The sequence below is a fragment of the Colwellia hornerae genome (assembly GCF_007954355.1).
In the GTDB taxonomy this organism is placed as follows: Bacteria; Pseudomonadota; Gammaproteobacteria; order Enterobacterales; family Alteromonadaceae; genus Colwellia_A; species Colwellia_A hornerae.
On the sequence record NZ_VOLR01000004.1, the window covers coordinates 81,928 to 100,647 of the forward strand.

The 18,720-nt window shown below is 36.7% G+C and carries 21 protein-coding genes; 6 read left to right on the plus strand and 15 right to left on the minus strand.

Features of this window, described 5'->3' with window-relative positions; all coding sequences use genetic code 11:
- Nucleotides 1–151 precede the first annotated feature (151 nt).
- Nucleotides 152–817, plus strand: a complete 666-nt coding sequence (gene tpx / locus ESZ26_RS03710) for a thiol peroxidase (protein WP_146798155.1) — start codon at nt 152–154, stop codon at nt 815–817.
- 293 nt (nt 818–1,110) lie between these two features.
- Nucleotides 1,111–1,602 (plus strand): Hsp20 family protein, encoded by a 492-nt coding sequence (locus ESZ26_RS03715; RefSeq protein ID WP_146798157.1) that lies wholly within the window; start codon nt 1,111–1,113, stop codon nt 1,600–1,602.
- 134 nt (nt 1,603–1,736) lie between these two features.
- On the opposite strand, the gene ESZ26_RS03720 is transcribed toward ESZ26_RS03715, so the two are convergent.
- The 4 genes from ESZ26_RS03720 to ESZ26_RS03735 are packed head-to-tail and all read right to left on the minus strand — an operon-like array spanning nt 1,737 to nt 5,679.
- Nucleotides 1,737–2,972: an ABC transporter permease gene (locus ESZ26_RS03720; RefSeq protein WP_146798159.1), complete on the minus strand. Its 1,236-nt coding sequence runs from the start codon at nt 2,970–2,972 to the stop codon at nt 1,737–1,739.
- Nucleotides 2,965–3,738 carry an ABC transporter ATP-binding protein gene (locus tag ESZ26_RS03725; RefSeq protein WP_395880635.1) on the minus strand — a complete coding sequence of 258 codons (774 nt, stop codon included), beginning with the start codon at nt 3,736–3,738 and terminating at the stop codon, nt 2,965–2,967. Before ESZ26_RS03725 ends, ESZ26_RS03720 begins: the two co-directional genes overlap by 8 nt.
- Entirely contained in the window at nt 3,739–4,944 is a 1,206-nt protein-coding gene (locus ESZ26_RS03730; protein WP_146798160.1) for an efflux RND transporter periplasmic adaptor subunit, read from the minus strand.
- A gap of 15 nt (nt 4,945–4,959) precedes the next feature.
- A complete protein-coding gene (locus ESZ26_RS03735) occupies nt 4,960–5,679 on the minus strand; it encodes a YIP1 family protein (RefSeq protein ID WP_146798161.1) in 720 nt (239 codons plus the stop codon).
- A 299-nt stretch (nt 5,680–5,978) separates the two neighbouring features.
- On the opposite strand from ESZ26_RS03735, the gene ESZ26_RS03740 reads away from it, so the two are divergent.
- The 3 genes from ESZ26_RS03740 to ESZ26_RS03750 all read left to right on the plus strand — a co-directional run bounded on the left by ESZ26_RS03740 (nt 5,979) and on the right by ESZ26_RS03750 (nt 7,940).
- Nucleotides 5,979–6,959, plus strand: coding sequence for a methylenetetrahydrofolate reductase (locus ESZ26_RS03740; protein WP_146798163.1), 981 nt, complete (start codon nt 5,979–5,981; stop codon nt 6,957–6,959).
- A gap of 65 nt (nt 6,960–7,024) precedes the next feature.
- On the plus strand, nt 7,025–7,729 hold the full coding sequence (locus ESZ26_RS03745) for a substrate-binding periplasmic protein (protein ID WP_146798164.1): 705 nt from the start codon (nt 7,025–7,027) through the stop codon (nt 7,727–7,729).
- 16 nt (nt 7,730–7,745) lie between these two features.
- Nucleotides 7,746–7,940 (plus strand): hypothetical protein, encoded by a 195-nt coding sequence (locus ESZ26_RS03750; protein ID WP_223271563.1) that lies wholly within the window; start codon nt 7,746–7,748, stop codon nt 7,938–7,940.
- Here the strand turns inward: ESZ26_RS03750 and ESZ26_RS03755 are convergent.
- From ESZ26_RS03755 to ESZ26_RS03765, 3 genes are read right to left on the minus strand one after another with little or no spacing between them, the layout of a single operon-like run.
- Entirely contained in the window at nt 7,937–8,275 is a 339-nt protein-coding gene (locus ESZ26_RS03755; protein ID WP_146798167.1) for a HopJ type III effector protein, read from the minus strand. The two genes, ESZ26_RS03750 and ESZ26_RS03755, sit on opposite strands and share 4 nt — an antisense overlap.
- A 22-nt stretch (nt 8,276–8,297) precedes the next feature.
- Entirely contained in the window at nt 8,298–9,437 is a 1,140-nt protein-coding gene (locus ESZ26_RS03760; RefSeq protein WP_146798168.1) for an RNA polymerase sigma factor, read from the minus strand.
- A 2-nt stretch (nt 9,438–9,439) separates the two neighbouring features.
- Nucleotides 9,440–10,315: an alpha/beta hydrolase gene (locus ESZ26_RS03765; protein ID WP_146798170.1), complete on the minus strand. Its 876-nt coding sequence runs from the start codon at nt 10,313–10,315 to the stop codon at nt 9,440–9,442.
- 205 nt (nt 10,316–10,520) lie between these two features.
- Here ESZ26_RS03765 and ESZ26_RS03770 point away from each other — a divergent pair, with 205 nt between their 5' ends.
- On the plus strand, nt 10,521–10,760 hold the full coding sequence (locus ESZ26_RS03770; protein ID WP_146798171.1) for a hypothetical protein: 240 nt from the start codon (nt 10,521–10,523) through the stop codon (nt 10,758–10,760).
- A gap of 117 nt (nt 10,761–10,877) precedes the next feature.
- Here the strand turns inward: ESZ26_RS03770 and ESZ26_RS03775 are convergent, their stop codons facing one another.
- The 8 genes from ESZ26_RS03775 to ESZ26_RS03810 form a co-directional block, all read right to left on the minus strand.
- Complete coding sequence (locus tag ESZ26_RS03775; protein ID WP_146798173.1) at nt 10,878–12,668, minus strand: ring-infected erythrocyte surface antigen domain-containing protein; 1,791 nt, start codon at nt 12,666–12,668, stop codon at nt 10,878–10,880.
- A gap of 186 nt (nt 12,669–12,854) precedes the next feature.
- Complete coding sequence (locus tag ESZ26_RS03780; protein ID WP_146798174.1) at nt 12,855–13,772, minus strand: ABC transporter permease; 918 nt, start codon at nt 13,770–13,772, stop codon at nt 12,855–12,857.
- A complete protein-coding gene (locus ESZ26_RS03785) occupies nt 13,769–14,629 on the minus strand; it encodes an ABC transporter ATP-binding protein (protein ID WP_146798176.1) in 861 nt (286 codons plus the stop codon). The genes ESZ26_RS03780 and ESZ26_RS03785 overlap by 4 nt, the downstream gene beginning before the upstream one ends.
- A complete protein-coding gene (locus tag ESZ26_RS03790) occupies nt 14,629–14,982 on the minus strand; it encodes a GntR family transcriptional regulator (protein WP_146798177.1) in 354 nt (117 codons plus the stop codon). Before ESZ26_RS03790 ends, ESZ26_RS03785 begins: the two co-directional genes overlap by 1 nt.
- Before the next feature lie 264 nt (nt 14,983–15,246).
- Nucleotides 15,247–15,636 (minus strand): acyl-CoA thioesterase, encoded by a 390-nt coding sequence (locus ESZ26_RS03795; protein ID WP_146798179.1) that lies wholly within the window; start codon nt 15,634–15,636, stop codon nt 15,247–15,249.
- Nucleotides 15,637–15,769: 133 nt separating this feature from the next.
- A complete protein-coding gene (locus tag ESZ26_RS03800) occupies nt 15,770–17,248 on the minus strand; it encodes an FG-GAP repeat domain-containing protein (RefSeq protein ID WP_146798180.1) in 1,479 nt (492 codons plus the stop codon).
- 219 nt (nt 17,249–17,467) lie between these two features.
- Nucleotides 17,468–17,668: a hypothetical protein gene (locus tag ESZ26_RS03805; protein ID WP_170246299.1), complete on the minus strand. Its 201-nt coding sequence runs from the start codon at nt 17,666–17,668 to the stop codon at nt 17,468–17,470.
- 124 nt (nt 17,669–17,792) lie between these two features.
- A complete protein-coding gene (locus tag ESZ26_RS03810) occupies nt 17,793–18,677 on the minus strand; it encodes an alpha/beta fold hydrolase (RefSeq protein WP_146798184.1) in 885 nt (294 codons plus the stop codon).
- Nucleotides 18,678–18,720 lie beyond the last annotated feature (43 nt).

Consider the following 18,720-nt stretch of genomic DNA (forward strand, 5'->3'; position numbering starts at 1 on the left):
TAAGATAATAGTTGAGGTGATGATTTTTCAACATTTTACTGTTTATCTATAAATAACAATAGATAATATTTGAAATAAAACACTAAATAATGGCTATTTTTTATCGTCAAAGTTAACATCTCTTTATCGATAATTTTTAAGCACTTTTAACATGATGAAATTTTTAAGCGTATTTTTTACATTTTCACTGATTTTAACTTTAAATAGCCTCAGCATTGTTGTGGTATCTGCAAAGCCACTTGATGAAGACAATTTACAGCAAACAACTGATTTAGTTAAGGCTAACAACAAATTCATTACACTATTAGGTACGCAAGTTGATGTCGGTCAAAAAGCCCCTAATTTTAAAGTGGTTAATGGCAGTTTTTTGCCGATAACACTTGCTGAATTCTCAGGGAAAAATATTCTTATATCTGTGGTACCAAGTTTAGACACCGGCGTCTGTGCCTTGCAAACAAAACGATTTAACGAAGAAATGGCTAAATTACCCCAAGACATAGTTATGTTAACCATTAGCAATGATTTACCTTTTGCGCAAAAACGTTTTTGTGAAGCAGAAAGTATCGATAAAATGAAGGTGTTATCTGATTCAGTATGGCGCAACTTTGGCAGTACTTACGGCTTGCTTATTAAAGATATGGGCTTATTAACACGAGCGATATTTATTATTGATTCATCAGGAATAATCGCTTACAAAGAAATTGTCGCCGATATTTCCAAACATCCTAATTATGAGTTAGCGCTTTCAACCATCAAAGCATTAAGCCCAAGCGAAGTAATAGATTTGGAAACGACTCAAGAGAACAACAACAAATAAACTACTATCTTTCATGAACTTAATATAGATTAAATTTTATTTCTCAACATAACACTTGAAAAACAACACATCGCTCCCATCTTTATTAATGTAGTCGCCACAAGCTAAACGGGGCTACATTAACCGCCTGTTCAATATTGAAAGGCACCTTAGATTCCTGAGAATAATAATTTCAGCCTGACTATCTCGCAACTTTATGTTGGTTATAGCAAGTACAGAAATATTCGAAAGGGATCCCATATTGCTAATACCCTTATAGACCAATAATGGGTATAACTAATAGGATATGAATTATGCGTATACAAACAGATTTCAGCCCACTTTACCGTTCATTTATTGGCTTTGAACACTTAGCGGGTTTAATTGAAAAAGCTTCTCGTACAGATAAGCAATCATCTTACCCTCCTTACAATGTAGAATTACTGGCCGAAGACCAATACCGTATTACCATGGCTATTGCTGGTTTTGCTGATGAAGATCTTGAAATAGAATCAAAAGAAAACACCTTAATCGTTACTGGTACCAAACCTGTCACTGATAATGGTTCATCAAGAAACTTTGTACATCAAGGTATTGCTGAGCGTAACTTCGAGCGAAAATTTCAGCTCGGTGAACATGTTAAAGTCATTGGTGCTTTTATGGAGCATGGCTTGCTACATATCGATTTAGAAAGAGAAATACCTGAAGCATTAAAACCAAGAAAAATAGCGATAAATGATAAAAGTTTACTGAAAATACGACCTTCATCTACTGTTAACAAATCAATAGGAGGTAACGAAAGCTAACCTTTTTTATAGATTATGTTTCTCCCTTATACTTTTGCCCAGTCGATGACTGGGCTTTTTTTTATCAATAAATATTAGCGGTCTTAATTTTATATTAAGAAAAGTAGTCGCTTGCACTCAGTCATCGGCGGTAGTTATTCATAGCGTAGTGCGTCAATGGGATCTAGATTAGCGGCTTTAGCTGCAGGAATAATACCAAATAACAGCCCAACCCCCGCACTAAAACCAAACGACAACATCACTGCCCACATCGGAACTTCTGCCGAGGGTAAATCAATCAAATTACTCACTAAAGCGCCAATACCATAACCAATAGCTAAACCAATTAATCCTCCCAATAAACACAAGAATACCGCTTCAATTAGGAATTGTAAAAGTATGTCAACACGCGTTGCGCCAAGCGCTTTTTGAATACCTATTTCACGGGTGCGCTCAGTCACTGAAACCAACATAATATTCATAATACCTATACCGCCGACCAATAATGAAATACCAACAACGCCACTGAGTACCATAGTGGTACTTGAGGTAATACTGTTGACCGTTTCAAGCATTTGCTCTGCGGTACTAATTTTAAAATCATCGGCAGCTTCTTTAGATAAATTATGATTTCGACGCAGTAGGTTTTGTATATGCTGCTTAATACTGTCAAGTTGATTTGCGTTGTCCACTTGCAACGAAATACTGATATCAGGTTCTTCAGCACCACCTAACAGCGCTCTTGTTGTTGTATAAGGCAGCAGTATAAAGTCATCTTGATCAAAGCCAAAAAGTTTACCGCGTTTTTCTAGCACGCCAATCACTTTAAACCACTCACCGCCAATCATAATATATTGACCAACAACAGCGCCTTTAATTTCAAGTTTGTCTATAATCGAGTCGCCTAACACGGCCACTCGACGTCGAGACTTATCATCATTAATATTAAAAAAGCGCCCCGTTTCAGGAAAAACGCCATACAGTGACTGATAACTAGAGCCTGTGCCGACAACCCGTGTTGCTGTTGATTCGCCTTTATATTGAACTACACCATTAGGACCGGTTGCGGCAACCGTTGGCGTGATATGGCTAATGCCTGGAACTTTATACTGGATTTCTAAAAAATCACGGTAAGTTAATTTAGCAACTTTGCCTTGAAGACGTTCTTTTAACGGCGTAAAAGCATTAATACTGACAACATTAGTGCCCATGTCGTCGAACTGCGAAGTAATACTGCTGCTTAAGCCTTGTACGACAGAGACAACAGCAATCACTGAGGCAACGCCAATAATAATACCTAAGGTTGTTAGAAAACTTCGAAAACCGTGAGCACGAACCGAATGTGCCGCTGAACGAGTACTCTCAACAACTTTAAAGAAAACACTAGACATTAGCGCTCTCCTTTATCAGTTGCTGCTCTTTATAGTGCTGTTCAATTTGAGGATTTAATGAATCAGCAACTAAGCAGCCATCAGTTAAGCGAATAACTCGCTGACAACGATCGGCTATTTCCTGTTCATGGGTAACAATAATTAGGGTTTGACCATCTTGGTGAAGCTCATCAAACAGTGCCATAATTTCCATTGTGGTCGCTGAATCTAAGTTCCCGGTAGGTTCATCTGCTAACAATATGGCAGGTTCGGTGACTAATGCCCGAGCGATAGCGACACGCTGACGTTGACCACCTGACAACTGATTCGGTAAATGGTCAATTCGGTCCTTTAAACCGACCCGAGTTAAGGCTAGCTCGGCTTTTATTCGGCGTTCTTTGATTGGCATGCCTCGATAAATCAATGGTTGCATGACATTTTGTAAAGCACTTGATCGGGGTAATAAATTAAAACTTTGAAAAATAAAACCAATTTCTAAGTTTCTAATACCCGCCAGGGTTGTTTCATCAAGCTTTGCTACATCCCTCTCTTTAAGTTTATATTCACCACTTGTTGGATAATCTAAACAGCCAAGAATATTCATCAAGGTCGATTTACCTGACCCCGACTGTCCGGTAATAGCAACAAAGTCATTATATTGAATATCCAGATTAAAATTATTGAGTGCATAAAACGCTTGATTACCCATTTTATAGAGTCGAGCGATATTTTTTAATGAAATAATTGGCGCTATCACTTTTTTTTCTTGAAAAATGTCAGACATCATTTATGGCTCTTTATCGATCACTTTCACCGACTGAGCATCTTTTAATTTACCAAGTGCTCTTGCGGGTCCAATGATCACTTTGTCGCCTACTTTTAGGCCGGAAGTAATTTCTTGCAAGCGATCGTTTGAGATACCTAGCTCAACATTCTGCTTTACCGCCTTACCATCAACGAGCACAAAAACGTGGTCAACATTATCTGCAAGCAAATCGTCATCATCTTCATCGTCTTCTTGCACGTTATTTTCTTGTGTTGCAAAAATGACTGACTCACTGGGTACAGCTATCGTTTTACTTTTACTCTGGGTATATATTTCGGCGCGACAACTCATACCAGGACGAACAGCAATAGTATTTGAGTCAGACAATAATATTTTAACTTTAAAGCTTAATCCTTGTCGCCCTTGTGCACGCTTTGCTGTGGTTGCAATGCTTTGTACTTGTCCTTTAAGTGCCTTATCAGGAAAAGCGACCGCAAAGATATCAGCCTGCTGTCCTACAAGAATATTTGCAATGTCAGCTTCGTCGACTTCTACTTCAATAAGGATAGAAGATGGATCCGCTAAAGTGATCAAATTCGATCCTGATATATTTGTGCTACCACTAATGGCTGTTTCGCCTTGCTTGATGTCAACTGATGTCGCAATACCCTTTATCGGGGAACGAAAAACGGTTTTATCTAAACGCTCTTGTGCCTTATCAAGTGTTGCTTGTGCTTGCAGTAAAGATTCTTGACGAGAACGTAAATCAATTTTTGCTAACGCGTATTGATTGTCTATAAGTTCATAAGCGTCACGGTCAAGAATTTTTCGCTGATATAAGTCACGTTTGCGTTGCCATTGAGATTTTAAGTTTTCAATTTTCTTGCTTTGATGTTCAATGGCAATTTTTTGAATACGGACAAAAGCCGCTTGTTGCTCGACATCGGCACGGAAAGTGCGAGGTTCAAGACGCATTAATACTTGTCCTTTAGTCACCTCATCACCTTCTTCTATTAACATTTCACTGACTTGGCCGATAACTTCAGAGCGTAACTGAACCTGCTCTTTATAAACTAACGTGCCTGAGGCCAAAATTGAACGTTTAATGTTTTCAGCAACCACTTGCTCAACCTTAACTTCAAGCGTCTGGGATTTACCGGTTTTTTTAAAGTAAGCTAAACTGACTAGCCCAATAATGACCGCAATAATAATCAGTGTTTTTTTCATAAACGTGTGCTCTTTTTAAGCGATAAACAGAATGTATAAAGCCCAAGAAATAAAGATAAGTATTTGTGGAGCAGCAGCAATAAAAAATGCTTTTTGATTGTTAATATTCAACCAAGAGCGCAGACCGATAGTAGTCACTGCAATCAGCCAAAATGAAAATAAGTTAATCGCTTCAAGCAGGCCAAACCAAGCATTGTTTGCCTCCACAGAAAATAATAAGCTATTAAAACTTGTCGGCTGCAAATCTTGCATTGACACCCTACCATCGCCAGCAAACACTATAACAAGTGCACTTAGTACCACAGAAATAATAGCAGGAAAACTTGCCCACCAAGTAAACGCAAACCATTGAGTAAATTTATACTCACTTGCCGCGCTGACTTTTGTCACTATGTGGTAATACACTGCTGTCAGCATGTTAATAACCACAAAACCTAAAGAGCCACCAATAGCGGTTGTCCAAATCATGGTATCTTTTTGATAAAAACTTGCTACGGCTTTAAGCTCATCATCGGTCATCGGCTTTGACGCCGCAATCTGATTAATCATTTGCTCTTTTAACCAAGTAAAATCAACAACACTAAAGTAATAGATAAATAACACAAAAGTAGAACTAGTCAGCAGGATGAAAGGTAACCATGACCAGCCTTTTTTTTCTTTAACTGTGTCAAAAGCAACAAGGGGTGAAAGTATAGTATCCAAGCAAGCTTGAATAGGGTTTGCAGACATTTTCATAATATTCTCTTTTGTTAGTTTATTTATATACAGTAATCACTTGTTTGGTTGTATAGCCAACACTGTACACCTTATTAAATATAGAGCTAACCTAACATTACGAGGTATTACGTCAATACTTTTTGTAAATTATTTGTAACAAATTAATCATAAGCCTGATAAAAAGTAGTTGTAATCGTGGCGACTCATGCCTTTTTGATTTTTTATCAACAATAAAATATAAATATCACAAAGATTTATAGTGGCTAAAAAGGTATTATTGTGACATCAGTTTTATTAAATTTACGGTGTAGAATAAAGTGAACAAAGGATCTGAATTAAGAGCTCGTTATAACGATAATACGCGTGGCGTCTATTTTATTGGCACAACCCCTCCTAAAAGCGATACACCAGTAGATCAAGTTGAAATGATCGCTAATAAGCTGCTTGAACGCGTAAGTGATATCGATTTCGATGGTTTGATTGTTTATGATATACAAGACGAAAATTCCCGTACCAATGTACCTCGCCCTTTTCCTTTTAAATCAACATTAGATCCCCGTTATTATTCATCTTTACTGCAGGATCAGTCTCAACGACCCGTGATCACCTATAAAAGTGTTATTCAGTCAAATAACGATGATTTCGAACTGTGGGCAAATGAAGCTTGGCACACGTATGGTATCCGTGATGTTGTTCTAGTGGGTAGTCCTTCGCAAAAAAACACGATTTCATTACCACTTGCCAGTGCTTATCAAACCTTAGTTGATAATAACAATGATTTCTTTATTGGTGGTATTACCATTGCAGAACGTCATGCCAATAAAGGTAATGAACATACCCGGTTAATAGAGAAACATCAGCAGGGCTGTAATTTCTTTATTTCTCAAGCTATCTATAATCCACAAGCCACTATAGATATGTTGACACGCTATGCGATTGAATGTCAGCAACAAGGATTAAAACCTCAACGGATAATTTTAACATTTTCGCCCTGTGGCAGTAGAAAGACACTTGAATTTATTGAATGGTTAGGTGTTAGTGTTCCTGAAGCCACTAGTTTACGTATTCTTAACGCGGAAAAACCGCTTTATGAATCTATTCGTATCTGTCTAAATACTTTACAGCAAATACTCGATGCGGTATTACCTTATGATTTACCATTAGGTTTAAATATTGAGAGCTTAACCAACCGTAAAGAAGAAATTGATGGCTCAATTTTATTATATAAATTACTGCGTTCCACCATGGAAAACTACTTATCCAAACAAGAACTCGACCGATTAATTCATCACAAGTAATAAGTTAAGCACAATGCACTGTTTTTGTTATAATCGAGATATATAGTAACAAAGAGTTTGATACCATGAAGTGGATTTTTATTCTATTGTGTATGAGCTTAGGTGCTCAAGCTGAAACGATTAGGGTGGCGCTCTCTTTCGAGGGAAACCCTCCTTATTCATTTGGTGAGCAAGAGCACCGCGGCATTTATGTCGAAGTATTTCAAGAAATATTTAAACTAACACCTTATCAATTAGAATTTGTTTACCTCTCATCCGCGCGAGTTCGCTCTAGCTTTACTGAGGGTAAAGTCGATATCGAATGTTGCCCTATTAGCAAGTGGCGATCAGCCGAAACTGCCATTTCGCTCTATAGCCAACCGTTATTTAAAACTGAAGATGTCTATGTATTTCCACAAGGAAAATTGAGAACTATTGGCCCATTAGCAAACGAAACAATTGCAACGATAAAGGGCTTTGGCTATGCTTTTGATACAGTTTTTACCCGCTACGATGTAGAAAGTGAATTAAAATTATTAAAACTTATTGAGGGTAATCGGTTACCGGTCGGCATTGCTGATCGAACCATAGTTAACTACCTCAGTAAAAGCCATCAGTTAAATATAGCCATAGGGCAAATTCATGAACATTCTCTGCGGCCATTACGTATACAAAAATCTAAAGCCCATATTGTACCTGTTATTAACCAAGCGATTAATAGCCTGATAAATAATGGAAAAATAAGTACAATAGTCAGTAAATATACCCGCAGTTTAAAGGAAAAAAATTAAGCCATTGAAACTAATAATGAAAACAGCGTTTGATGATTTAAGAAAGAATCCGCTGCATCAATATCAAAGCGACGCTAATGGCGAAAAGCAAGTAGTGAAGGTTTATGTTGGCGAGTTGCTTATCGCCAAAATGATCAAACTAAAAAAGTCTGTCCGATATTTTGGCGTGGAAGGTTACCAGAACTACTTGTTAGAAACGAAAATTGATTAAGAAAGTGCTGAACCCGCAAAGTTAATTCCTTGCCATCCCTGCTTTATAAAATTTCGAATATTTGCGTGGTCGGTTCCCTTAGGGTTTAACAATACATCTTTTTGGTAATATTGACCAAAACACGCTAATGTTGCTTGTTCAGATAAACCATGTAACTTTGCAAAAGCAAAAATTTTGCATGACCCTTCATTAGTACCTGACTCATTAATTAAGTCACCGTTGTTAAATGTACAAGGTTGATAAAGATAGTTAGCCGAAATGACTGCCATAACATCATTAAATTCAATTTGTTGTGGATTAGCTGACAACTGTCTAAGTAAATCATTTAATTGCATAGTATTACTCTTATGGTTTTTTTTAAAAAAAAGTCGCAAAACGACCACTATTATATAAGCCAAGTACCAAACCAGAGCCGCCACCTAAAAAACCGCTTATTAGACCGAATTGGCACCAAAATTTATCTTTTTTGTTTTGTTGTATTAAAGGTTGATCAATTAAAACTGCGCTATCTATATCAAGATATAGCAACTTATTCACTTGTTGAGTTGAACGATAAATAACAAAAAACAAGGCAATAAAGCATAAAAGCGGCATTAGCCAGCCAAATGTAAGCTCATAACTTAACGTCAGTAAAATGCCACTGAGCAACAAATAACATGCGGTTTTATTACGTAAAATCACGAGTTGTTGTTTTTGTTTTTCATCGACCGATTTTTCAATAACTTTAGACATTCCAATATAACTGGCTACCATGCCTAATACTGCGCCAAGCATTGCGCCACCTAAGGTGAACAATATTTTGGCAAACCAATGACTTTGACTACTGACGATACTTTTAGTCACTACCGCCGCCGCAACAGGTGAACTTACCGAGAGCCCGGATAAAACTAACGCCGTTAAACCTAGTGGGCTAGTCGATAAGATAATATTGCCATAACGGGCCAATACTTGCTCTTTTATTAAGGCCCGTACTCGACTTAAGCGTTTTCTCACTGTCGCTTCGTTTAAGCCTAATAAAAGCGCGACAGATTGGCTACTTTGCTGCTCTCTGTAATACAACAGAACAATTTCTCGGCTTTCATCGGGTAATTCGGCTAAAAGCGTTTGGATCAAGATATTTTGTTCTTCGCGCAGTAAACTCACATCGGCTGAATGACTAGGGTCGACCAGCGTAGCAAGTAGCAGATCACTTTGATCGCCTTTTATGTTTCGGGTAACCTTTTCATCTCTTAAATGGTTTAACGCGGTATAACGGGTAACTTGTCGAACCCAAGGTAAAAAACTTATGTTTTCTTTTAGTTGCTTTATTTCACGCCAGACTTTAATAAACACTTTTTGGCTAACATCTTCACTGCTATCGAGATCTTTGGTAATAGCTAACGAAATAGCAGCGACTGTAGTCGTTAGCTGTTCAATTAAGCGCGCAAAAGCAAGTTGATCTCCCGTCTTAGCTAAAACGACATCGGGCAGTAATTGTTGTTCATCATGAAATATCATCTTTATAAAATGCCCTGTAAAAATAAATCAGTTTGAGCCATTAACCATTTAGTATCATCCCACATAATAAAATGTCGGGCATCTGTATTTATAATTAAATGCGCATTGGCTACATTTTCTATTTGTTGTTGATATAAAGACGTCGCAAATTGACGAGAACTATCGTCTTGAAAAGCACCTTGCGCGGCAATTAGCAGTAAAGGCGTCTTCAGTTTTTTTAATGGTTCTCTTAAATCATTGAGTAATAAAAAGTATAAGGCCGAGGCTACTGTTTTTTGATCAGAAATTCTTGCCATAGCAATTACCGCTTGCTGGTCTTCTCTTGATGTTGCTTGAATAGCAATGTTTTGTTTAGTCATATCTGCCATTTCTTGGGCTGTCGCTTGCTGATAAATATTTCGTAAGAACTGAGCTTGCTGTTGCATGTCTTTTGGTTTAGTCAACGAAGTTCTTGTAAAGATAGGGGCAATATAGGGTAAGCCATCAACGGCGATAATCGCTGAAAATAGCGCTTCATTTTCTATCGCTAAACTATAAGATAAAAAAGCTCCTAAACTATGTCCAAGCAGTATCGGCTTTAGTAATTTATGTTGTTTTATATAGCTTAATAATTCAATTTTTACCCGTGGCATAATATTATTGGCGCCAGCACAAGGTTTAGTCTTTGCAAATCCCGCTATGCTAACCGTATGTACTTGATAAGTTTTTGCTAAATACTTTTCACTGCTTTGCCAAACGCTGCCATCACTCATTAACCCTGGAATTAAAATTAATGGTTGCCCAGCTCCCTTTACTTCGACACTAATACAACTTTCAGCTTTTGTATTGAGGCTCATCGAAAACACCAGTATTGCTAATATTATATGTACTATATTCATCACGGCACCTTAAAATAATTGATAAGAAGACCAAACTTCTTATTTCATTACTAAGACACTGTGACTTTTAATTTCGTGACATTTTTTTAAATGTTTCTTTGGAAATCTCATGTAACATTTATCATTAGTTTGTCTGTAGAGTGAATAAGATAACTTTGTTAAGCTTATTTATATTGAAATGAAGGAAAGTTAAAAAGGCTAAAATATGAAGTTATTTCAAAATAAAGAAATGCAAGGCCTATGTTTATGTCTTGCTGTGATGGGCTTAACCTATGCACTGTTGTTAATTCTTTTAATTATGTTTACTGGTATAAAGTTATATAAAACGGTGATTATTGTCGCTACACTTTCAAGCATACTTTTTACACTAGGGCTCAATAAACAGGTTAAAGAACGTTTAAAAACACAACTTAATGTGCTGTTTGCCAAAAAGGTCCAAGTGTAAGTGATAAAAACCCTGTCATTATCACTTATTTATCACTTACATCATTAGAAACAGCTGCGCCAATGTCATCTACTACAACGGCTTCAACGTCATTAGAAACAGCTGCGTCAATGCCATCTAATCAACGGTTTCAATGTCATTAGAAACAGCTGCGTCAATGCCATCTACTACAACGGCTTCAACGTCATTAGAAACAGCTGCGTCAATGCCATCTACTACAACGGCTTCAATCTCGTTGGAAACAGCTGCGTCAATGCCATCTGATACAACCGCTTCAATCTTGTTGGAAACAGCTGCGTCAATGCCATCTGATACAACCGCTTCAACGTCGTTAGAAACAGCTGCGTCAATGTCATCTACTACAACGGCTTCAACGTCATTAGAAACAGCTGCGTCAATGCCATCTACTACAACCGCTTCAACGTCATTAGAAACAGCTGTGTCAATCTCATCTACTACAACGGCTTCAATGTCATTAGAAACAGCTGTGTCAATCTCATCTACTACAACGGCTTCAATGTCGTTGGAAACAGCTGTGTCAATCTCATCTACTACAACGGCTTCAATGTCGTTGGAAACAGCTGTGTCAATGTCATCTGATACAAGGGTTTTAATGGCAGGTTTAGCCACAATCAAGCTGTTTTTTAGTGGTTTGGGAGCTATAACCGTATTTTTAATTTTTGCTTTGACTCGTTCGGCCTTATTGACTGAATCAATAGCATCTTTGTATGCTTGGAGTTTAATCAAAGCTATATCTGTTCGGTCAGACTTAACTTTTAATTGCTGATAGTCCTTTTCAAGCAATTGATTTTCTTTATTAAGTGATTCTATCTGTTGTGAAAAATGCTCTGTTTGTTTTTCTAGATCTGTTGATGCTTGCTTACTATTTCCTTTTAAATCAGCCACATTGGCATGACTAGAGGACAGGTTTCGTTTCAAAATGGTACTTTGACTCAATATCTTAGCCACTTGATTTGCTAAAGATAAATCTTTAATACCACCTAAACCAAGCTCTACAGCAATGTCAGCCAACTTGTTTTCGACGTTAAGGATATAAGACTCATAATTGTTATTGTTAATATTGCTAAGCTTAGTTACTTCATTAGTGAGTTGATAAACATGAGCAAGTTCATATCTTGTCGCATCAACAGCAACTTTTATGTTAGTAACATCACGGGGATTAAGAGTAATAGTAGCGTTAGCTTTATTTCTTGCCATTAATAAACGCTGATAACTAACAGGTACATACTTATCTTGACGTGAGTCTTTTATTTGTTCAATTTTTTGTTCAATACTACCAAGTTCAATGGTCTTAACGGCTCTAATTTCAATAGCGACCATTTTAGTTAATAACTTTGGCTGTTGCTGTTGTGCATCAATGACATCACCTTCTGCTACCATCTCAACAAGTTCATCAATTTCTTTAGTAATTTCTTTATAATCGCTTGCATACAAGGTCGAAACGTTGAGCTCATCTAAACGTTGTAGTTGTGAGAATGTTTTAGCTAAAGTGGTCTCTGTGGTATACCTAATGCTATAAGCTAGTTTTAACTGCTGGTTTGCTTGTGAAATATAAGTAAGAATTGTAAGTTTTGCTTCTTCATATTGTTCAGTTTTACTAGAAAAGGACAAGCTGGAGTGGCCATTGGCGATAATGTCAGTGTAATAAGAAAATGCATCTTGATAAGCTTCAATGGCTTTTTCATAAATATCTGGAGAAAAGTAACTTAACTTATCCCCTTTTGATTTTTCAATGTCTAATGATAAAGCGTCAAGGGCTACTTTAGCTTCCGACAAGTATTCTGTTTGTTTGTTAGTTTCAAGAATTTCTTCAGATTTTTTTTCACTAGTTGACTGACAGCCAATAAAAAAAAGGCTAATTGAGAGCACGACGATGACTTTAAACATATAAATAACATTCCTTATTAATTTGCTAGCGATGTTAGCAAAAAAGTCAGGAAACAAATAGTTACTATTTTTTATTTTATAAGGAAAAAACATAGCCTCAGCTATGTTTATTTTATTAGAGGCTATGGGAACTCACACTAAAAATTTCTTATGGGCGAAATCAATATTGACGCTAAAGCATTATAGTTATACTTCTGTTTTGTGCGTCCTTAACCAATAAGTTCCATAAAGTAATGCTATTCCGATAAGGACACTACCAATATCAACTTTAGAAATAAGTGCTTGTAATGGAACCGTTCGGGCGAAACTCTCTTGTCCTTGAACAGACTCAACAAATTGCTGCGATAAGGTAAAGTAATCTAATAACAGGCTTGCTATAACGGGTTGTGATAAATGGAAATAATGCACAACAACACCTTCCACTAATAAAATAACGGCTACAGGTAATATAGCCCAAAGAAAAGGCGCTTTTTTTGCATACATTGACGCTAGCATTAACCAAGCAAATACGGGTAACATCCAGAGTGTAAAAGGAAGTAGCTGTAACCAGATCAGTGATAGGCCACTTATTATGTCAGCATCAATCCATAATGCCCATAAGCTTACATCGTAGCCAACCGACAAAATAATACAGACTATAAATGCTAACAAAAGTAGTAAAAGTAGCGTTGCTGTTGCAGCTCCTAAAAAAATAGCCGGAATAGCTAAGGCTCCGGTTAATAATTTAGCAATAACAGTGGTGGCATCAGAAACAGGTAAAGAGCGCCAAAACATTATCGATAAATCTCTTCGTTCATCAAACAAACAGGCGGTAAAATAATAAAGTTGAATGATTAGAGCGACCGCTAAAAATGGTGCGAATAAAGACAGTGCCATAACAAAGAATAGTTTAGGCACCATGGAAGCATGTTCTACAGCAATAAATTTTCCTGGTAAAGTTGTCAATAGCTCAAGCAGGCCAGCAAATGAGTCATTACTTTCGATAAAAATTGCTAACGGCATTACGATAACTAAAATAGCAATAACAATGGGCAACCATTTTAATATATTACTGAACTCCCAAAGTTCTTTTTTAATTGAAGTAGTTAATAATTGCGTATTCATAAACAGCTCTCCTTGGTCATCACACCAACAAATATATCCGCTAAACTTGGTACACTTATCTTACCTAGCGCTTGTAAAACCTCAGTTTTTTGGCCATCAAATAACATAGTCGTTAATCCCATCAAGCTATTAGAAAATAAAGGATGTAACTGCTTTGCCTGATCAACCTTCTCTGGTGTAACTGTGAGTAACTTAAAACGTTCACGTATATTTTCTGCACTCTTTGCTAGGACAATTTTTCCTTCTTTGATAAAAGCAACATCTGTTAAAATATGCTCTATTTCTTCAATTTGATGAGTCGTAATAACGATACATTTATCATCGGTATAGAAATCTTCCAACAAATGAGTATAAAACTGTCTTCTCGTAAGAATATCTAAACCTAATGTTGGCTCATCTAGGATCAACACCTTAGCATCAATAGCTAATACCAAAGCCAAGTGAAGTTGCGTTACCATTCCTTTGGATAAAGCCTTCACTTTATCATTGATATCGATATTGGTTTTATCGAGAAAGACGCATGCTTTTTTAATATCAAAATTTGGGTGGATTTCGCTCATGTAAGTTAGTGCTTGAGTCACTGTTAACCATTTAGGTAAAATAGCGACATCTGAAATATAGGCAACATCTCTAAGCATTTTTTCACGATCTTTTTTGGGATGATATCCCAAAATTTTAATATCACCTTCAAAGTCAGTTAAACCAAGCAACGATTGAAGACAAGTGGTTTTACCAGCGCCATTAGGCCCAACCAGACCGACAATTTGTCCTTTATGAATAGTTAAATTCACATCAGAAACTACATGTTTTTTACCGTAATGCTTATTTAAACCAACAACTGATATTAATTCGCTCATTACTGCTCTCCTGTTAACAACTGCTCAGCAGAAAGTTTTAATCGGGTTATTTGTTTTAGTATGGTTGGCCATTGCTGCATCAGAAAAGTTTCTCTTTCTCTTTCAAGCATTAACGCTTGCGCCCCTGCTTTAACAAATAGACCTTTACCACGCTGTTTTTCTACCACTTGCTCATCCTGTAACATTTGATACGCCTTAGAAATAGTAATTGGGTTTACCTGATATTCTGCAGCCACTTTTCGAACCGATGGCAACGCTTCGCCTTCTTTGATATAGCCATCAAGAATACGAGCAACAACTTGCTGGTATAATTGTAGGTATATCGGTTTTTCGCTGTCCCACTGAGGTGTCATGACATTTCCTTAAGGTTACTATGCTTGATTTTTGTAAGTTCTTTAACAAAACCACGCGTTACATGTGTTATACATCACCAGCACACCAAAACACAACAAAAATAGCACGATTATTAACCATAAAATGTAAAAAAACATTTCGACTAGATATATGATTAAAAATAAAATAAAAAATAACGCTAATAATTAATAGCTTAGCCTTAATCTTTAGCGTTATTGATGGTAGGTGATAAATATTAAAAGAAGAGAACCGTGATAATAAATTTACTCAGCTTCTTGAGCCTGCAAAGCCACTAAGGTTTTTCCATGCGGGATTGGTGCTTTGGTTTCAGGATCAACTTGTACAAAGACAATATCGTCAGCTAAACAGATGGTTTTTTTAGTGATTTTATTGCGCATTAAACAAGTAATCGTTATTGAGGTTTTGCCGACACTTTTGGTTGATAAACCAAATTCAACGACATCACCCTGCACTGCTGGGGATTCAAAATTTATCGCACCAATATGTTTAGTGACTAAGCAGTTTGTCTCTAATTGACAAATAGCAAAAATAGCGGCCTCTTCATCAATCCACGCTAATGCACGCCCACCAAAGAGTGAATTTGCATAGTTTAAATCATTAGGAAGAACCAATCTACGGGATAAAAAGCGCATAATGTAACCTTAAAAATCGTCATGGTGGTATTTATAGCACCATAACATTGCCAAAAAAGAGTGAAGGCTTATAATTTTCTTGCAACAAAAAATCTCCCTTCACTCTTGCTAGTATAGCGAATTTTAGTGTTAATTAACTCGCTGATAACCATAATGTCAATTTATTTTCGCCCACTTCTTTTTCTTCATCTTCATCATAGTATTTACCATATAAAAAAAGGATATCGGCTTTACCATCGTTATTAAAATCTTTAATTTCCGTACGAACACTTTTAGGTAATTCAATTTCATAATCAGCACCACGTTTAGCAAATAAACGTTTGCCTTTAGCTCCCGAATAGATAGTAAATTCTTTATCGTCAGTTTTCAGGATCAAATCATTAATACCATCACCATTAAAGTCGCTAACATCGGTTAGAGCCTCACCGTCACTACCTGAACTAATCGCTATTTCAACTTCATTTTCATAAACAGGCTTTTTGACATACTCTCCGTTTTTCCCCAACTTATAAAAACGTAAATCCATATCGATAGCACCAGACATTGCTGACATCATAGTACCTATACCCATTTCAACACTTAAGGTGTAATAATCTTTCAAACCATCACCATCAACATCTTTAAACTTTATCATCCCTTCACCATCAAAAGTCGCTTTACCATCAGCTTGCTTGTTGTAGCTCATCACACCATTTTCTATAAAGCCATAACGTATCATCAGGTGATTAATTCTAGACATCATGCCTTCTCGTACTGACTCTTTCGTGACAATATCAACGAACCCATCACCGTTTATATCTTCAATGGTTTCAAGGTTTACCGCGGCACTTTTTTCGCCTTGTTGTTTTTTTATCGCAGAATTTTTATTTTCCAAATGCGCATTTAAGTTAATAACGACGGGGCTATTATCAAATAACTGAGTAGGTGTTTGTGCAAAAACCATCAATTGGTCATCAATTTGGAAGGCGATATCTTTTTTGTCGTCATTATTGAAATCAGCATGGTAAAAACGCTGTGGAGTAAATGACAGACCACGTCCTGACTTTTCAATACGAGGAGAAATAGCTAGGGATTGATGGCTAAATTCTCCCGCAGCGTTTTGTAAATAAAGGTGAGTGGTATCTAAACTATAAGTGATAAAGTCGCTTAAACCATCCTGATTAAAGTCTTGAACAAAGTCACCAAAATTTACTTCAAAAATACCCTGGTATTTATATAAGGTCTCAACATCTATCAATTTGTTGATGGTTTTATCTTCTATATTATAAGACATCACCGCATCAGCCGTTAAATAAACAATCACTTCACTTGCTTGCTTCGCTAATTTTGCTTGGTTAAAAAACTGTGCATTTTCAGGGATCTCAATTATTTGTGCTTTATCAACTAAACCACCCTGAGCGATATGAGGATAATAACTAAAGCGGTTATCATCATGAATAAGCAAATCTACATCCCCATTTTTTTCGTTCAAATACAGCAACTGTCCTGTTATTTTTTGTTGTGAACTTTGTTGGGATTTATTAAAATTTAATTTATTAGCTTTTGCTAGCAATAAGGGTGAAGCTAAAGTCGTTAATAATAAAACCGTCGTTATTGTTGCTATCTTTGACATAATAATCCTTTGGTGTCTGATTTATTGCTACCCTTTATGTGCACAAAGTGACCACAAGGATATTGAATTAATATTGATTACAAATAATTAACAAAGTTCAAACTTAATCGAGTTACCCTGCAATACCAAGCAGAAAATTGTAACAATTGCTGATGTTGCCAAGGTTATCTACTGGTTTATCATTAAATAAGGGCGAGTTGCGTTTGTCCTTCAACAAAACTAATTTTTATCTTTAACTAAAGTTATTAAACGAGAAGTCCTGCCGACTATCCCCCCTTGATAATAATTTTCGGTAATGTTGCTCGCTAATACCACCCTAACATTACCCTTATCACGCCATTTAATCTCACCTTTGGCAGCTCCTTGGGCAATAGCAATAACCTCTACCGTCTGGCTATTGAGTAATGGAGATTGCTCCACCCCTTTAAGTGCAGGAGGACCAGCTGAACACCTAAACAGAATAAACGACAAGATTTGAGAAGTAATCTAATGACCGTAAGATTACTTATTTAACCGCTTAATAAGCTATCTATTAAGGCGTAAATCAGTGGGATTTTAACCATTTAACTAACTGTGGGTAATGATCAACGTTAGCATTAGGATGAGTGAGGATATTAATATGATCATAATTTTGCATATTCCCTGAAGATTTCGACAGCAAAGTAAATTTAGCTTTCGGGTTAGACTCCTGAATAAAAATATTAACATCGCTGGCATGCCCTAATACTTTATCTTTACTGCCGGTAAAATGCCATGTTGGTGGCCAATCAACTGACTTTGCTGCTTGAGAATAATCGAAACCATCAGTGGTATCATGCCAATCACTTTTTTTAACCCAAGCGACACTATCTGCCAACGATTGCGCTGTTTCATTATCAGAGCCGATGCCATGCTTTTTAGCATCTAAAAAACCTTTTTTCTTTGCCAGTTTTGGGGCCAAATTATTCCAAACAATATTCACTTTAAACATTTTCTCTAAACTCTTTACCGTTACCATACGCTTAGTACCGAAACATGTTTTACTACGAACACGTTGAGTTATTATAGGAAATCTAGCCAGCGTGCTTGCCAATAAAACGCCTCCCCATGAATGGGCAACAAGGTTAATTTTCTGTTGTGTTACTTTAAAAATGTAATTTATAAAAAGCGGAATATCTTCAGTGATCGCTTCAAATTGACCATGCACAGCATGCTCATCAATGCGAGGTGTACTTTCACCTCGGCCACGAAGATCGGCAACATAAACATCAAAGCCCTGCTCTGCTAAATAACAGGCGAGACCTTTACCTTTTTTAGTATAGAAAATAAGACCATTTTCAATAGCACCATGCAGCATAAAAATAGGTGTACCGCCTTTTTTTTGCCAAATATGCCTTAAATGAAGTTGATGTTCTCCTTGAGATAAAAATAAAGACTCTTGATTTGTCATAGGATTATTAAAGTATTCGTTAAATGGATGAGTAAAAGGTCTG

What these genes read in the sequence shown, in the direction of transcription:
- ESZ26_RS03780 (WP_146798174.1), bottom strand. Translation starts at nt 13,772, where the DNA reads ATGAATACGCAATTATTAACTACTTCAATTAAAAAAGAACTTTGGGAG.
- ESZ26_RS03750 (WP_223271563.1), top strand. Translation starts at nt 7,746, where the DNA reads ATGAAAACAGCGTTTGATGATTTAAGAAAGAATCCGCTGCATCAATAT.
- ESZ26_RS03765 (WP_146798170.1), bottom strand. Translation starts at nt 10,315, where the DNA reads ATGAATATAGTACATATAATATTAGCAATACTGGTGTTTTCGATGAGC.
- ESZ26_RS03785 (WP_146798176.1), bottom strand. Translation starts at nt 14,629, where the DNA reads ATGAGCGAATTAATATCAGTTGTTGGTTTAAATAAGCATTACGGTAAA.
- tpx (WP_146798155.1), top strand. Translation starts at nt 152, where the DNA reads ATGATGAAATTTTTAAGCGTATTTTTTACATTTTCACTGATTTTAACT.
- ESZ26_RS03755 (WP_146798167.1), bottom strand. Translation starts at nt 8,275, where the DNA reads ATGCAATTAAATGATTTACTTAGACAGTTGTCAGCTAATCCACAACAA.
- ESZ26_RS03735 (WP_146798161.1), bottom strand. Translation starts at nt 5,679, where the DNA reads ATGAAAATGTCTGCAAACCCTATTCAAGCTTGCTTGGATACTATACTT.
- ESZ26_RS03810 (WP_146798184.1), bottom strand. Translation starts at nt 18,677, where the DNA reads ATGACAAATCAAGAGTCTTTATTTTTATCTCAAGGAGAACATCAACTT.
- ESZ26_RS03715 (WP_146798157.1), top strand. Translation starts at nt 1,111, where the DNA reads ATGCGTATACAAACAGATTTCAGCCCACTTTACCGTTCATTTATTGGC.
- ESZ26_RS03730 (WP_146798160.1), bottom strand. Translation starts at nt 4,944, where the DNA reads ATGAAAAAAACACTGATTATTATTGCGGTCATTATTGGGCTAGTCAGT.
- ESZ26_RS03795 (WP_146798179.1), bottom strand. Translation starts at nt 15,636, where the DNA reads ATGCGCTTTTTATCCCGTAGATTGGTTCTTCCTAATGATTTAAACTAT.
- ESZ26_RS03775 (WP_146798173.1), bottom strand. Translation starts at nt 12,668, where the DNA reads ATGTTTAAAGTCATCGTCGTGCTCTCAATTAGCCTTTTTTTTATTGGC.
- ESZ26_RS03770 (WP_146798171.1), top strand. Translation starts at nt 10,521, where the DNA reads ATGAAGTTATTTCAAAATAAAGAAATGCAAGGCCTATGTTTATGTCTT.
- ESZ26_RS03725 (WP_395880635.1), bottom strand. Translation starts at nt 3,738, where the DNA reads ATGATGTCTGACATTTTTCAAGAAAAAAAAGTGATAGCGCCAATTATT.
- ESZ26_RS03790 (WP_146798177.1), bottom strand. Translation starts at nt 14,982, where the DNA reads ATGACACCTCAGTGGGACAGCGAAAAACCGATATACCTACAATTATAC.
- ESZ26_RS03745 (WP_146798164.1), top strand. Translation starts at nt 7,025, where the DNA reads ATGAAGTGGATTTTTATTCTATTGTGTATGAGCTTAGGTGCTCAAGCT.
- ESZ26_RS03760 (WP_146798168.1), bottom strand. Translation starts at nt 9,437, where the DNA reads ATGATATTTCATGATGAACAACAATTACTGCCCGATGTCGTTTTAGCT.
- ESZ26_RS03720 (WP_146798159.1), bottom strand. Translation starts at nt 2,972, where the DNA reads ATGTCTAGTGTTTTCTTTAAAGTTGTTGAGAGTACTCGTTCAGCGGCA.
- ESZ26_RS03800 (WP_146798180.1), bottom strand. Translation starts at nt 17,248, where the DNA reads ATGTCAAAGATAGCAACAATAACGACGGTTTTATTATTAACGACTTTA.